Below are 13,456 nucleotides of genomic sequence, written 5' to 3' on the forward strand. Positions count from 1 at the left end.
TGCGATGACGACGCTGTATGTGGACCGCAAGGGCGTGCATCTGCGTGTGGACGGTGGGACTCTGGTTTTTCAAGAGGGAGGGGCGCGTGTTGCATGCGTGCCGCTCGGGCCGCTGGAGCGGGTGATCCTCCGCGGGGACGTCACGCTGCAGGCCAGCGTGCTGGGCAAGCTGGGGGAGTCGGGCGTCGGCGTGGTGGTGCTCAGCGGGCGCAAGGCGGAGCCGTCGCTGTTGATGGGGCGGCCACATAATGATGCGCGTCGGCGCTTGGCCCAGTGGCAGCGCGCGCAGGATGCGGGGTTTCGCTTGACGGTGGCGCGGGAGCTGGTGGCGCGTAAGGCGGCGGCGCAGCAGCGCTTTTTGCTGGAGTGGGCAGAGCGCGATTTGATGCACCGATATGAGTTGCGCACGGCGGCCAAGCGGGTGGCTGCGGCGGTGGAGGGGGTGGCGTCGGCGCCGACGGTGGGTTCATTGCGGGGGTTGGAGGGGGCCGCGGCGCAGGCGTATTTCAACGGTTTGCAGGTGCTGTTCGCCCCGTCGCTGCATTTCTCGGGGCGTAACCGACGGCCGCCGCGTGACCCGGTCAATGCGGTGCTGTCGCTGGGCTACACTTTGTTGCATGCCGAGGCGGTGCTGCAGACGTACGCGTCAGGGCTGGATCCGTACGTGGGTTTTTTCCACGAACTGGATTTCGGGCGCGAGTCGCTGGCGTGTGATCTGGTGGAGCCGCACCGCGTGGGGGTGGATCGGTTGGTGGTGCGCCTGTTTCGTGAGCGTACGTTGGAGCCAGCCCACTTCAGCACGGTGCAGGGGGCGTGTTTGTTGGGCAAGGCGGGGCGCGAGCGCTTTTACCGCGCCTGGGAGTCGGCGGTTGAGGGGTTGCGCCAGGCGTTGCAGGTGTCGTGTGCGGCGCTGGTCAAGGCGATCGTGGCGGATGTTGAGCCGCCAGAGCAACCGGTGGCGGGTTCGTGATGCAACCGCGGGCGTGGCTGATTGCGTACGATATCCGCGACCCGCGCCGGCTGGTGCGGGTGCACCGGCGTATGTTGCGTTACGCGACGCCGATTGAGTACAGCGTTTTCTGGATGCACGGCACGCCGGCGCAGCGGGTCGAGTGTCTGGCGGATGTCGGGGTGCTGCTGAAGAAGGGGGAGGACGATTTGCGGGTGTACGCGATTCCGGCACGGGGGCTGCGGTTGCGTTTGGGTGCGCCGGTGTTGCCGCAGGGGATTCAGTGGTCGGCCCTGCCCGCCGCATTTTTGTGGGACGGGCTGGCGCACGAGGCGGTAGGGGCCGCGTCGGCGCGGGGATGGGCTGATCGCTGAGACCAGGGCAGAGGAGGTATCGATGGCGAGGACACCCGCGGTGTGGCTGGTGACGCGCCACGCGGGGGCGCGCGAGTTCGCGCGTCGGCAGGGGGTGCGCTGGCATCACGAGCTGCCGCACGCGCAGGTGTTGCCGGTTGCGCCAGGTGACAAGGTGTATGGCACTTTGCCGTACTGGTTGGCGGCGCAGGTGTGCGCGGTTGGTGCGGAGTTCTGGTGTTTGGAGTGGACGGCATCGCCGCAGCACCGTGGTGTGGAGTTGTCGGCCGATGAGCTGGAAGCCGCCGGTGCCCGCTTCGTCCGTTATGAGGTCAGGCGGGTGGAGGCGTAACGATGGCACAGCAGACACTGGGGGAGCCGAGGGCCCATACGCATGTGTGCCTGGTGTCGGCACAGGCCACGCCGAACCTGCTGCCGCTGCTGGACACGGCAACAGCCCCCAAGCGCGTGGTCATGTTGGTCAGCGAGGACATGCAGCAGCGCGCGCAGTGGCTGGCCGATGTGATCCGGCCGCGCGGTATCGCGGTCGAAACGCTGTCGATCCCCGATGCGTGGGATATGCATGGCATCTCCGACCTGTTGTTGGGGTGGTTGGACAAGCAGCCCGACGGTGGGCGTGGGGTGGCATTGAACGTGACAGGGGGAACCAAGCCGATGGCGATGGCCGCGCAGCAGGCGTTTGCGCTGGCCGAACTGCCGGTGTTTTATGTGCATCACGAGCGTGATGAGTTGCTCTGGCTGACGCCGCGGCAGCCGCCGACGCCGCTGAACGGGCGGATGCGGCTGGAGGGGTTCCTCCACGCCCATGGCTGGGCGGTACTGGAGCGGCCGAGTCCGAGGCGGCTGCCCGCCGCGCTGCGCGCGTTGACGCAGGAGCTGGTGGCGCAGGCGTCGGCGCTGGAGCAGGGGTTGGGGCGGCTCAATTGGTACGCCCATCAGTGCGAGGCGGCGCAGGATCTGGTGGTGGAGGTGGACGGTCGCGACTTGGCGCATCCCGGTTTTGCCGCCTTGTTGGACAAGTTCGCCACGGCCGGGGCTTTGACGTTCGATGGCCGGCGGGTGCGCTTCGCGGACGAGGAGGCACGGTTTTTTTGTAACGGCGGGTGGCTGGAGGAGCACGTCGCTGCGGTGGCAGAAGAGGTGCGGGCGGCTGCGCGGATACAGGATCTGGCCGTCAACCTGAAGGTGCGCACGCTGGACAATCACTTGCGGGGCGACGCGGGCAGCAACGAGTTGGATGTGGCGTTTTTGGCACGGCATCGGCTGCACATCGTGGAATGCAAGACGCGCAGTTTCCGCGAGCGGCATAGCGCCGCTGAAGCGGTTTACAAGCTGGATTCGCTCACCGCCTTGGGTGGGTTGAACACGCGCGGGATGTTGGTGAGTTACCGGCGCTTGTCCGATGGTGACCGTCAGCGTGCGGCGGATCTGAAAATCCGCACGGTGGTGGGGGGTGCAATCGCCAATCTGCGCAATGAGCTGTTGCGCTGGATTGGAACGCGGTGAGCGCCATGCAGCCCCACGAGTATCCACGGCGGATTTTGGCGATGGCGGTGGGGCTGACGCCCCAGGTGGTGACGGAAACGGTCTATGCCCTCGCGCTGGCGCGTAAGCCGGCATGGGTGCCGACGCACATCAAGCTGCTGACGACCGCCGAAGGCGCCCTGCGTGCCCGGCTGACACTGCTGGACGCCGAGAGTGGGCAGTTTCGGCGGATGTGCGAGGAGTACGGATTGCAGGGGCGCATCCGCTTCAGTGAAGACGACAATACCGTGATCACCGATGGGGAGGGGCGTGCGGTGCAGGATATCCGCACGCCAAGCGAGAACGCACTGGCGGCGGATGCGATCACGGGGTTTGTGCGGAATCTGTGCGCCGATGAGCAGGCCGCGGTGCACGTGTCGATAGCTGGCGGGCGCAAGACGATGGGGTACTACATGGGCTACGCGCTGTCGTTGTTCGGCCGCGAGCAGGATCGGCTGTCGCATGTGTTGGTGAACGAGCCGTTCGAGGCGCTGCCAGACTTTTTCTATCCGCCGGCCAAGCCACGCGTGTTGTTCGTGGGGGCGAGCGCGCGGCCGGCGACCACGGCTGACGCGCGTATCGAGCTGGCGGAGATTCCGTTCGTCCGTCTGCGCTATGGGGTGCCGGGGGGATGGCCAAGCGGGGAGATCTCGTTTCGGGAGGCGGTGCAGCGGGCCGCAGCGCACATGGCACCGGCGCGTTTGTGTTTTGTGCCGGCACAACGAACGGTGATTGCGGCAGGGGTTGCGGTTCGCTTGCCGCCGCTGCTGTGGGCGTGGTATTGGACGCTGGCGAGAGCGTGTGTACTGCGATCGGGAGTGGACGGCATGGTGCGGCCTGACGAGTTGGATGTGTCGGCGCTCCTGGGGGCGTACCGGCGTGTGAGCGGTCCCGGCAGCGACGCGCCCGAGCGGCTGAACCGCTTGTTGGTGCGCGATGGTGGGATCGGCGAGGCGTTTTTCCGGGAGAAGAATGCCAAGGTGAACCGGTTGCTGGAACGGCACTTGGGCGTGGCGGCCGCGCAGCCGTATTGCATTCGCTCGACCGGAAAGCGGCCGTACACCCGCTGCGGGTTGACGTTGGCGCCGATGTGTGTGGAGCTCGAAGATGCAGCGCGCTGAACGAGGGCGTCATATTCTCTTGTGCACGTTGGGTGCCAGCTGGGGAGTGATCCCCGAGGTGTTGGGGTTCGTTGCACCCGACGTGTTGCCCCTCTACGCCCGAAGTCCAAGGCGCGCCGAGATGGAGGCCCAGTTGCGCGACAACGGGCTGATGCCGCCCGATGAGCTGTGGGTGTTGACCACCGGCGGCGCCAAGACGGCTCAATCACTCGAGCAGTTGCAGGCCTGGTGGACTCTGTTGGGTGCCGATATGGCGCTGCGCGTGTGGATCGCGGACGGGACGGATCAGCTGGCCACCGCCCACGAGTGCAAGCTGCTGCGGGAGTTGATCTTGCGCGCAACCCTGGCGGCCCACGATTGGGCGCAAGGAGGGCAGGTGCTGCTTTCGCTGGCGGGCGGGCGCAAGACGATGAGCGCCGATATGCAGATGGCAGGCACGGTACTCGGCGCACACGCGTGGCTGCACGTGGTGGGACCAGAGCCGTTACCCCAAGCGCTCGCGCAACGGCCGGAGCCAGCGTTGTTTGCCCAGCCGTTGCCAGAGGACCTTGCGGTGGCGGTGATGCCGGTGGTGGTGGGACGCGGGCAGCGCGATGAGACGCTGGATGTGCCCATCGACGGGGTGCGTGTCGACACAGAACATTTTCCATTGCCGCTTGCGCAAGGCGTGCTGCGTTGGTCGCCACCAGCAAACGCCTCCTGGCTGGCGGATGAACTGGAGCACCGGCAGCGCCAGGGTGCTCAGCTCGTTCGCAACTACCTGTCGACGGTAACGAGCGGGGACAAGCTGGCAAATTGGCCGGGGCTTCTGCGCCTGCCGCCAGGCGTGATCGATGCGCTGCGCGCGACGCGTGTCGGGCCACAGCACGAACGGCTCTTGCGGGCTCTACCCAAGGTGGATTTGCATCGTCACTTGGGCGGCTGTTTGGATATCGCCGCGCAGCGACGCGTGGGACGGGCGATCTGGGAGAGCTTGGATGCTGACGCCCGGGCGCAGGCGTTGCACGAAGTGACCCCGCTGCTCAAGCGGGGTGGTGATTGGCCCTGGAACTGGCCCGACTTGTTACGTGGGGACCGCCGTGCGGCCTTGTCCGCGGCGATTTTGGTCCACGCCGAAGACGCGCTGCTCGAGGCCGCGCTTTATGGCGCGACACGACCGCGCTGGGCGCTCAAGCGGCGCCACCCGGCGGGATTTGCCGCATACGAGCGCCCGGGTGAGCTCAGCGGCAGCGCTGTCCTGGGGTGCGCGGCGGCGCTGCGGCCGTACGCGCAGGAGGTGGTCGCTGCAGCGGCCGCAGAAGGATTGGCGGCGGTTGAACTGCGCGGGAGCCCGCACAAATACGCGCCGCACGATCCGGTGGCATTCGTTCGCGATCTGCATGCAGCGTTGACGGCGGCCGGGGCTGACGTCGGCTGTGGCAGTCCACCGCGCGTTGTCGGTAACGCAACGGCAGCGCCGGCTCTGCGTGTGGGTTTCGTCTGGATATTGGACCGGCGACAACCCGGGCGTGCCAAAGGGGTGATTGAGGCGGCTGTGCAGGCTCAGCGGGAGTTTCCGGGATTTATGTTGGGTGTTGACTTGGCGGGGGACGAGCGCACCAGTGAACCGGAAAAATGGGCGCAGTGGTTCGAGCCGGCCTTCCGGGAATGTTTGTTCGTTACCGTTCACGCGGGTGAAGACGAGCCCGCTGACAATATTTGGCAGGCGGCGTACCATTTGCATGCGGATCGGATCGGCCATGGATTGACGCTGGCTGACAATCGGCGGTTGATGTCTCGTTTCCGTGAGCGGGGGATCTGCCTGGAGCTTTGCCCGACCTCCAATATGGAGGTGGTGGGATTTGATGATCCCCAGTTGAATGATTCCAGTCTACCCGCGCACATGGCCCGGCAGGTGGTAGGCAGCAACGTATACCCCCTGCGCGAGTTTCTGGACGCCGGCTTGCCCTTGACGCTGTGCACGGATAACCCCGGCATCTCTCGCACGACACTTGCCAACGAATACGTGGTTGCTTCCCGGCTGACTCCAGGAGGGTTGACGCTGTGGGAGGCGTTGACATTGATGTACCAGTCGTTTGCACGCAGCTTTCTCCCGGCTGTCGATCGCCAGGAGTTGATGCACGCGGCGGATGCGAAGATCGTGGCGGAGGTGCTGCGGGTCGCGGAGGTGGAGCCTGGTTTGTTTGCCAGTTGACGGTACGCAGAGGAGCGACGGAATGATTATGATCGGCGTCGATCGCAAAACTGCCGACGGGTTTTCAATGGGACACAGGCTTTAAAGTTTCATGTAAAAGGTGATCGCCTCTATCACAGTTGCCATCTGTGCGGCTAAAAAGTCGCCCCTGAAAAATTCATTTCAAGCCACGCCCAGCCGGATTGAAGCGAGTTGCGTTCCCATCGGCCGGGATCTTGGCGACCATCCAGCCCCAACGGCACGCAAAGCCCACGCCATGCGCAGGCGCAACAAAAGCTGAGCCAAGAAGGTGATGCCCTTCTTGACGATCATGCGCAGCAGCCAGCGGATGTTGTAGCCCGCCGCGCACAGCACCGCGTGCAGCCGGTCACCCTGCTCGCCCTTGAGGTGGCACCTGTCCATGCGGTGATCCTGCTTCAAGTGCCCGATGACCGGCTCGATGGCCTGGCGGCGCTTGAGCAGCTTGCGCTCCTGCTGCGTGAGGCGCTTGATCTTGCCGCGGTGCACCAGGCGCACATCCGCAATGTCGGCTTCCACCCCGCGGTAGCCCAGATCGGCAAACGCTGTGCTGGGCTTGATGCCAGTGTCCTGCATCAGGATCGTGGCCTGCTCCAGCTGCGCTTGCAGCGTGTGCCCGTCGTAGGGGTTGCCATGGAAGGCCCGGGCTCCGACGATGAGGCTGTGCTTCAGGGTGCTGGCAATGCCGACCTTGACGCCGAACTCGTAAGGGCAGCGGGCCTTGCCCTTGTTGATGCACTCCACCTCCGGCGCGTGCCAGGCGTAGAGCTTTCGAGTCCCGTCGGCGGTCTTTCGGTTGGCAGTCTGCGCCACCAGACGCGCCGCCTTGTTGAGGGTGTGGCCAAGAGCACTCTGGATGGCCTGCCCCAGGCGGCTGGCCTTGCGCTCGATCTCGCGCTGCAGCCTGGCCACGATCGTGCGCTGGCGCTTGATGACCCGGCGCATGCGCGCAAACTGCCGCGCGTGCGCATAGCGTCCTGCCTTGCGGGCCAGCTCCTTGCCTTCCTTGGCAAAGGTCTGCTTCAAGGCGATGCCGGCGGCCTTGGCCGCCTCCACCAGCTTGGTGCGTGCCGTCTCCAGCAGCCGGCTGTCGGTGGGGTGCGCCACCGCCTTGGGTTGTACGGTGGTGTCCACCACCACGCGCTTGAGTTCCTGCGGCTTGATGAGTCCGGTTTCCACCGCCACGTTGATGGTCTGCGCCAAGAGTTCTTCCACGCCTTCTTCGCCCAGCAGCCGGCGAAACTTCACCAGCGTCGTGGCGTCGCACGGCCGGCGATGTTCAAAGTACGCCCGCCCCGAGAAGAACTGCCATGTGGGGGTTTCGCCCCAGCGCTCGACCACCCCTTCGTCCGACTCGTTGAAGGCGTGCTTCAGATACAGCAGCGCGATCATCACGCGCAGCGGCACGCGGGGTCGGCCTGCGTTGGACGCCCGAGCTGCGCGCACCGGAGATTCGCCAAAGAGGTCCAGATCGGGCATCGCGACACCTGCGCGCGCTTTGCGCATGAACAGGTGCGACAGCCTTGCTTCCAACTCCTGCCACGGCATGCGTGAGGACAACACCGCCAGCGGATGGCGCAGGTCGATCATCTGATCGAGCCGGGCGCGGAAGAAGTCCTCGGTGGCGGGGCAGGCAAACATCGCAAAACTCCCAGAAAACGGCGCATCAGACCATCAAATCTGGGGGAAATTGTACTCGCAAACAGACAATAACACAAGAAAAATCATGCTGTTATGAATATTTCAGGGGCGACCAAGGAGGTCACGGGCCGCTCGCCCAGCAAGGGGCAGCTGCCGTTTTCCACGGACTACTTCCTGCAGTGGCAGCCCAACATCCACGCCTCGCTCTTCGAGAACATCCGCCAGTCGCTCGTCAAGACCGTGGCGCTGGACGACATCGACGCGATCATGAAGGCGTATCGCCTCTACGCCGAGCAGATGCGCGTGTGCGGCATCGAGCCGCTGCTGAGCTTCACGCGCGCGTGGCGGCTGGCGCGCTTCATGGATGCGGGCATGCTCGTGCGCACGCGCTGCACGCACTGCGGTGGCCACTTCGTGGCCGACCCCTACATCAACGCGCGCCACTACGTCTGCGGCCTGTGCAAGCCGCCGGCAAGAGCGGGTAAAGGACGCACGCCGGGGGCGATCGGCACGGCGCTCTCGACCCAAATTGCCTGAAGCGGTCAGCGCTCTCCCGCCGACGCCGCCCAGCCAAGCCCTCACGCAGCCGCCCGCGGTCGTCGACGGCACCCGTCACGACGGCCACCGAGCCTTGCCAGCTCCGGTGAGGCCCCGCCGCACTCCCCCCGGCGCGTCACCCCCTGCGTGTCACCCCCTGCGTGTCACCCCCTGCGTGTCTTGACGTGCCGTGCCGAGCGGGATAGCATTTCCCGCATGATTGGCTTGATTATCTCCTCGCTGGCGATCGTTTTTTCTATGCTATTGATTTACGCGCACAAAAAATATCCTGTCAAAAAGAACTCGTAGCGGCAATAGCGGCTGTTGTAGGGGGCTTGTCATGTGGTACGTCATCGGTGCGCATATTCTCTTTTGGATTTTTTGTGCCGTGATCTGGATGGTGCTGCGAGAAGACCGCTGCCGATCAACCTGATGCCCCGTCGATCGTCGCGCTGAGCAAACAAAACGGGTTTGAAGAAGATGGGTCTGGCAGAAGCTTTATTCTATGGTGCGAATGTCGCATTCTGGATCTTTGCTGTCATTTTGTATGGTGCCGTCAAAAAGAAGATAAGGCAAAATTCGCAACAAGATGGTATCGTGCGCTGATGGGGGAGGCTACCCGTATCGAAAAAGATACCTGACAGCCCCAACGCTTTTGGGCTTTCTCTTTCGTATTGCTATTTTGTCTTCATGCTGGCGGTCGATATTGAAAGCATCTTTCGAGCGGATTCACGAAGCTTTGGCTTTTCATGAATAGATGCAAAGGGGCGGTCTGATGAACTCTGCGTGAGAGGGGTTTTCAACGTGTTGAATGGCCGCCAGAGCCTGGCCGAAGCCATGTCTTTCGGTTCGCGTTCGCGGCGCTGGTGGCGAAATTTGGCGGGGAGTTGAGGGTCGATAAGAGACATTTCACTCCCCGGCGTTCCCGGTGACGTCACGATTATCCCTGTGGGGGCTAACCGAAGGCGTCCCTTGATTGGGTGTGCTGCCTTTATTTTGGGAGGTTTCAATGCCGCTTCAGAACCGTGTCGACCCATGGGGGAAACTTCATGCCCATTCCTCGAAGGCGTCGACCAGGATGGGAAACCGTGGTATATTGCATGATGGCAATAACCAAATCGTTCGTCAATGGGCGCACAAACGTTGGGTCACCTGTCTGTTGGCTTTTAAGGGTATTAGGCGTCCCAGGCCATTTTCGCCAGGAAATTACTCCGAGCTCTTTTTTTTGGATGAGGCAACCGCCTTTTCTGCGGGGCATCGGCCATGCTCGTATTGCCAGAGGGAGCGTAGCAACTCTTTCCGGGATGTGTGGCTACGAGCAAATGCTGCTGAATTGGGGGATTTTGTCGTCTGCCGGATGGCCCAAATAGACAAAATTTTACACGCGGAGCGTGTGACTCGTGACAGAGAAAAAATGACTTTTGCCGCGCCCATTGCAGCTCTGCCGGTTGGGACGATGTTCGCGGTCGATGGATCTGCCTATCTGCTGTCGCCTCGAGGTTGTCTGCCGTGGTCCTTCGACGGCTACGGTGCCCCGCAACCCATGAGCAGCGCAACCGTTGTGCAGGTTCTAACGCCGCGCTCTATCGTCCGGACTTTCATGGCTGGCTTTGTGCCTTTCATGCATCCATCCGCTGAGTGATGAGGGTTGGACAAGACGGTCCATGGGGTTTTATTGATTCGGCGCTGTGAAGATTGAGCTTTTTGACCTGTCTGGCATCCAGCCGGGATGGACAAAGAAGACGCTCGATATCAGTAGCCGACGCGCATAGCGCGGTGGCGCACCACGGGCGCCTTCGTTGTCAAACAAATCGTTGACCAGCTCCCATTCGACGTCGGTCCGACAGCTCGGGTAGGTCTGCTCGGGTGTGTGACGCGGATGTGCCGCTGTGTAGCCGTAGCGTCGCTTATCGGACTCGCGGGCCACTACGCGCGCGTCCTCAGCGCCGCGCCTGCGCTCGATGCCCATGTCTGTCAGTACCGTGCGCAGCGTCTGCTCGTGCACCCACACCCCGGTGTGGGCGTGCAGCTCGTCTCGCAACGCTGCCCACGTCGCGCTCGGGTGCGACAGCGTCAAGCGCTGCAAGACAACCCGATCCTGCGCCTTGCGCTTGGCTGGGCGTCCCCGTTGGGCCATCGCGTCGCCTCCTCTGGATTGACCTTGCCCCTGTTGAGTGGGGTTCTTCGAGCGGACGCAGTCCAGCGCGGATTACCTCGCTGATGCTGTGGAAGCGGCCCTGGTCAAGATCTGGGTTAGACCGATGTCGTTCGTCGGCTCCTTCGTTCGGCGCTTTACTTGATGCTGCCCCCGAAAACCGGAGCTCTTAGCCTTGTTGAAAATGTCGACGAGGAAGGAGTTCTGGAAGATGAAAGACAAGCGAGTGCGTGCGCAGTACACGCGGGAATTCAAGCTGGAGGCGGTGCGGCAGGTGCGGTCTGGCCAGCCCACGGCCGTGGTGGCGCGGGTCTTAGGACACCGAAGGCGAGTCTGGGCAACTGGGTGCGGCTGGCGACCAAAGGGGCGTTGAGCGCCGAGGGCGGCGAGGACAAGGTCACGCCCGATCAGATGGAGATTGCCCGCTTGCGCGCCGAGGTCGAGGGGGAGTACGGCTGGCCGCGGATGCACAAGGAGCTGCTCGCACGCGGCATTCGGGTGGGAAAAGAGCGGGTGCGCAAGCGCATGCAGCAGTACGGCATTCGCGCCAAAACCCAGCGCAAGTTCGTGGTGACCACCGACAGCGGCCACGGCCTGCCGGTGGCGCCTGACCTGGTGCAGCGGCGCTTCGAGCCCGCAGCGCCCGATCGGCTCTGGTGTGGTGACATCACCGACATCCACACCGACGAGGGCTGGCTGTACCTGGCGGTGGTCATCGACCTCTTCAGCCGTCAGGTGGTGGGCTGGAGCCTGCAGCCGCAGACGCACGCGGGCCTGGTGAAGGACGCGCTGGCCATGGCGTGGTGGCGTCGGCGGCCTGCAGCGGGTCTGATCTTTCACAGCGACCGCGGCAGCCAGTATTGCAGCCATGCGTTTCAGCAGGCCTTGCAGGAGTGGGGGATGCGCTCCTCGATGAGTCGCAAAGGCAATTGTTGGGAAAACGAGCGAAGCGAGTTTCGCCACAATGCGCCGACAGAGAGCTTCTGGGGCCGCTTGAAAACAGCGAGCGTGCATGGGCAGCGATTTGCGACCCACGAGCATGTCCGGCAGGCCGTGATGGACTGGCTGGCTTTCTACAATCACCGCCGGTTGCACTCGTCGCTGGGCTATCTCAGCCCGATGCAGTACGAGCAGCGCTGGCGGGAATCACAGCGGCAACAGACCGCGTGAGTGTCGGGCCAGAACCCTACCTAACTGGGGTAACGTCTGGCCCCGTCGTTTTGCTGTTTCGGAGCCCGTCTGTGAGCCGCCCTGATCCTGCACCCTCGTCCTGGTCGCGCCGCGCCTTGCCGGTGCTGGCGGTCGGGCTCTTGGGCATCATCGCCCTGATGGGGCAGGCCCCGCCGGCGGCGCTGCTGGCTACCGCGCCCGAGCTGGCGGCCTTGCCGCCGTGGGCGCAACGCGCCGTGCTGGCCCTGAACCCGCTGCTGCTGGTGATGGCCGCGAGTGCGGTCGGGGCGGCCCTGGCGCATCGGGTGGGTCTGCGCAGCCTGCTTGCCGGCACCGCCCCGGCGCGCCAGCCGCCCAGGGTGTGGACGGCCAGTGTGGGATGGGGACTTTTCGTTGGCATCGCCGTACAAGTCGTGGACAGGCTGTTGAGCCCTGCATGGAGCGAGGGCTGGCGAGCGCTCGTGCAGGCCCCGCCCGACATGGCCGGATCACGCCTCGTGGTCGGTCTGCTCTACGGTGGCCTGGCCGAGGAGGTCATCGCCCGCTGGGGCGCGATGAGCCTGCTGGCCTGGACGCTGCTGCGGGTCTTTGGTCCGGCGCATGCGCGTCTGGCCCTCGGGTTGGCCGTGGCGCTGTCGGCCCTGGTCTTTGGGGCCGCGCATCTGCCGGTCCTGGCGGCTCAGGTCGAGCTGGATACCATGCTGGTGGCGCGCACGCTGCTGCTCAACGGGCTGGGCGGGGTGGTCTATGGGTGGCTGTTCTGCCGCCACCACCTGGAAGCCGCCATGGCCGCCCATGCCGCCACCCACCTGGCCCTGGCTGCGCTGCAGGCCGGGCTGGGCGGATGACCTCCAGAACTTCAGAACCCGGAGGACCGATGGAACTTCACACCACCGCCCCCGTCACTGTGCTGCGCCGCTCGCACCGCCTGAGCCTGGATGCCGTCGGCACCCAGGCCGCGCAGGCCTATGCCGACTTGCACGCCGAAGCGCAGGCGCGCGGCTTGACGGTCAACGGCCCGCCGATCTTCGCCACCCGCGGCCTGCCGCAGGAGGCGCACACGCCCTTCGATCTGGATTTCTGCCTGCCGGTGTCGGGCACAGATCTTTCCATGCTGCCGGCGCTGCGCTGTGCGCGGCGGGTGTACGAGGGGCCGCTGTGTGATCTCTTCCGCCACGGCTATCAGCCGCTGCTGCACGCCATGGCCGAGGCCGGCCTGCGCGCCAGCGGTGACAGCCGCGAGGTCTACCACGTCTGGCATGGGCCCGATGCGCCCAACAACCGCATCGAGATCCAGATCGGGATCGTCGAATGAACAGCGAACACACCTCGTTGTGGGTGCGCCGCTTCGAGGCACAGGATTTCCCGGTTTATCGCCAGTGGTATGCCGACCCGCTGCTGGACCAGCACCTGGGGCCGATGGACGACGACTGGCTTGCCCACGTGATGGCCGACCCGGTGGGTGAGCAATGGGCCCTTGGCAAAGCGCAGGCGCTGGTGGCCGTCATCGGCCTGGTGCCCGAACCCGAGCATGGGGCGTGGCTGATCAGCGATTTCGCCGTCGATCCGTCGCAGCGCGGCCGGGGATGGGGCCGGCGCGCCTGGCAGGCCTTGCTCGCGCAGCCCGCGATGCACGCGCGCCGCCACTGGCGCGCCTATGTGGCCGAGGACAACCCCGGTGCACAGGCTTTCTTCGATGCGCTGGGTTGGACGCGGCAGTCCGCCCCGAGCCCCGAGGATCCCTTCTGGACTTACGCCTGGCGGCGCTGAGCG

12 protein-coding genes and 2 pseudogenes are annotated in these 13,456 nt (G+C 64.7%); 11 read left to right on the top strand and 3 right to left on the bottom strand.

Translation table 11 applies throughout. The annotated features are described in order from the left end of the window. Window positions 1-4 precede the first annotated feature (4 nt). The 6 genes from cas1 (at window position 5) to LCC91_RS00185 (ending at window position 6,162) form a co-directional block, all read left to right on the top strand. Complete coding sequence (cas1, locus tag LCC91_RS00160) at window positions 5-970, top strand: CRISPR-associated endonuclease Cas1 (protein ID WP_143898319.1); 966 nt, start codon at window positions 5-7, stop codon at window positions 968-970. Then, on the top strand, window positions 970-1,323 hold the full coding sequence (locus tag LCC91_RS00165) for a CRISPR-associated endonuclease Cas2 (protein WP_082007670.1): 354 nt from the start codon (window positions 970-972) through the stop codon (window positions 1,321-1,323). The genes cas1 and LCC91_RS00165 overlap by 1 nt, the downstream gene beginning before the upstream one ends. Before the next feature lie 22 nt (window positions 1,324-1,345). After that, window positions 1,346-1,654, top strand: a complete 309-nt coding sequence (gene csx16 / locus LCC91_RS00170) for a CRISPR-associated protein Csx16 (RefSeq protein ID WP_043702701.1) — start codon at window positions 1,346-1,348, stop codon at window positions 1,652-1,654. Between the two features lie 2 nt (window positions 1,655-1,656). Beyond that, window positions 1,657-2,829, top strand: a complete 1,173-nt coding sequence (locus LCC91_RS00175; protein WP_082007669.1) for a Card1-like endonuclease domain-containing protein — start codon at window positions 1,657-1,659, stop codon at window positions 2,827-2,829. 5 nt (window positions 2,830-2,834) lie between these two features. Next, window positions 2,835-3,968: a CRISPR-associated ring nuclease Csm6 gene (csm6, locus tag LCC91_RS00180; RefSeq protein ID WP_043702698.1), complete on the top strand. Its 1,134-nt coding sequence runs from the start codon at window positions 2,835-2,837 to the stop codon at window positions 3,966-3,968. 121 nt (window positions 3,969-4,089) lie between these two features. Beyond that, window positions 4,090-6,162, top strand: a complete 2,073-nt coding sequence (locus tag LCC91_RS00185) for a CRISPR-associated ring nuclease (RefSeq protein WP_052231696.1) — start codon at window positions 4,090-4,092, stop codon at window positions 6,160-6,162. 162 nt (window positions 6,163-6,324) lie between these two features. Here LCC91_RS00185 and LCC91_RS00190 read toward each other — a convergent pair whose 3' ends face one another. Further along, window positions 6,325-7,821, bottom strand: a complete 1,497-nt coding sequence (locus LCC91_RS00190) for an IS5 family transposase (RefSeq protein WP_318010116.1) — start codon at window positions 7,819-7,821, stop codon at window positions 6,325-6,327. Between the two features lie 93 nt (window positions 7,822-7,914). Between LCC91_RS00190 and LCC91_RS00195 the strand changes: the two genes are divergently transcribed. Then, window positions 7,915-8,358, top strand: coding sequence for a FlhC family transcriptional regulator (locus LCC91_RS00195; protein ID WP_224440968.1), 444 nt, complete (start codon window positions 7,915-7,917; stop codon window positions 8,356-8,358). 1,672 nt (window positions 8,359-10,030) lie between these two features. On the opposite strand, the gene LCC91_RS00200 is transcribed toward LCC91_RS00195, so the two are convergent. Then, a complete protein-coding gene (locus LCC91_RS00200) occupies window positions 10,031-10,495 on the bottom strand; it encodes a hypothetical protein (RefSeq protein ID WP_052231547.1) in 465 nt (154 codons plus the stop codon). 46 nt (window positions 10,496-10,541) lie between these two features. After that, window positions 10,542-10,598: pseudogene (locus LCC91_RS13890) on the bottom strand (type II toxin-antitoxin system ParD family antitoxin); the annotation flags it as partial. A 126-nt stretch (window positions 10,599-10,724) separates the two neighbouring features. Here LCC91_RS13890 and LCC91_RS00210 point away from each other — a divergent pair. The 4 genes and pseudogenes from LCC91_RS00210 (at window position 10,725) to LCC91_RS00225 (ending at window position 13,453) form a co-directional block, all read left to right on the top strand. After that, window positions 10,725-11,683 (top strand): annotated as a pseudogene (locus tag LCC91_RS00210) (IS3 family transposase). Window positions 11,684-11,754: 71 nt separating this feature from the next. Beyond that, window positions 11,755-12,531, top strand: coding sequence for a CPBP family glutamic-type intramembrane protease (locus tag LCC91_RS00215; RefSeq protein WP_043700795.1), 777 nt, complete (start codon window positions 11,755-11,757; stop codon window positions 12,529-12,531). Between the two features lie 29 nt (window positions 12,532-12,560). Then, window positions 12,561-12,998, top strand: a complete 438-nt coding sequence (locus LCC91_RS00220) for a GyrI-like domain-containing protein (RefSeq protein WP_043700691.1) — start codon at window positions 12,561-12,563, stop codon at window positions 12,996-12,998. Continuing rightward, complete coding sequence (locus tag LCC91_RS00225) at window positions 12,995-13,453, top strand: GNAT family N-acetyltransferase (RefSeq protein ID WP_058616750.1); 459 nt, start codon at window positions 12,995-12,997, stop codon at window positions 13,451-13,453. The genes LCC91_RS00220 and LCC91_RS00225 overlap by 4 nt, the downstream gene beginning before the upstream one ends. The last annotated feature ends 3 nt before the right edge of the window (window positions 13,454-13,456 follow it).

This window comes from Tepidimonas taiwanensis, assembly GCF_020162115.1.
Taxonomy (GTDB): domain Bacteria; phylum Pseudomonadota; class Gammaproteobacteria; order Burkholderiales; family Burkholderiaceae_C; genus Tepidimonas; species Tepidimonas taiwanensis.

Excerpts from the sequence above, each read along its gene's own strand:
- cas1 (WP_143898319.1), top strand. The coding sequence starts at position 5 with ATGACGACGCTGTATGTGGACCGCAAGGGCGTGCATCTGCGTGTGGAC.
- LCC91_RS00165 (WP_082007670.1), top strand. The coding sequence starts at position 970 with ATGCAACCGCGGGCGTGGCTGATTGCGTACGATATCCGCGACCCGCGC.
- csx16 (WP_043702701.1), top strand. The coding sequence starts at position 1,346 with ATGGCGAGGACACCCGCGGTGTGGCTGGTGACGCGCCACGCGGGGGCG.
- LCC91_RS00175 (WP_082007669.1), top strand. The coding sequence starts at position 1,657 with ATGGCACAGCAGACACTGGGGGAGCCGAGGGCCCATACGCATGTGTGC.
- csm6 (WP_043702698.1), top strand. The coding sequence starts at position 2,835 with ATGCAGCCCCACGAGTATCCACGGCGGATTTTGGCGATGGCGGTGGGG.
- LCC91_RS00185 (WP_052231696.1), top strand. The coding sequence starts at position 4,090 with ATGGAGGCCCAGTTGCGCGACAACGGGCTGATGCCGCCCGATGAGCTG.
- LCC91_RS00190 (WP_318010116.1), bottom strand. The coding sequence starts at position 7,821 with ATGTTTGCCTGCCCCGCCACCGAGGACTTCTTCCGCGCCCGGCTCGAT.
- LCC91_RS00195 (WP_224440968.1), top strand. The coding sequence starts at position 7,915 with ATGAATATTTCAGGGGCGACCAAGGAGGTCACGGGCCGCTCGCCCAGC.
- LCC91_RS00200 (WP_052231547.1), bottom strand. The coding sequence starts at position 10,495 with ATGGCCCAACGGGGACGCCCAGCCAAGCGCAAGGCGCAGGATCGGGTT.
- LCC91_RS00220 (WP_043700691.1), top strand. The coding sequence starts at position 12,561 with ATGGAACTTCACACCACCGCCCCCGTCACTGTGCTGCGCCGCTCGCAC.
- LCC91_RS00225 (WP_058616750.1), top strand. The coding sequence starts at position 12,995 with ATGAACAGCGAACACACCTCGTTGTGGGTGCGCCGCTTCGAGGCACAG.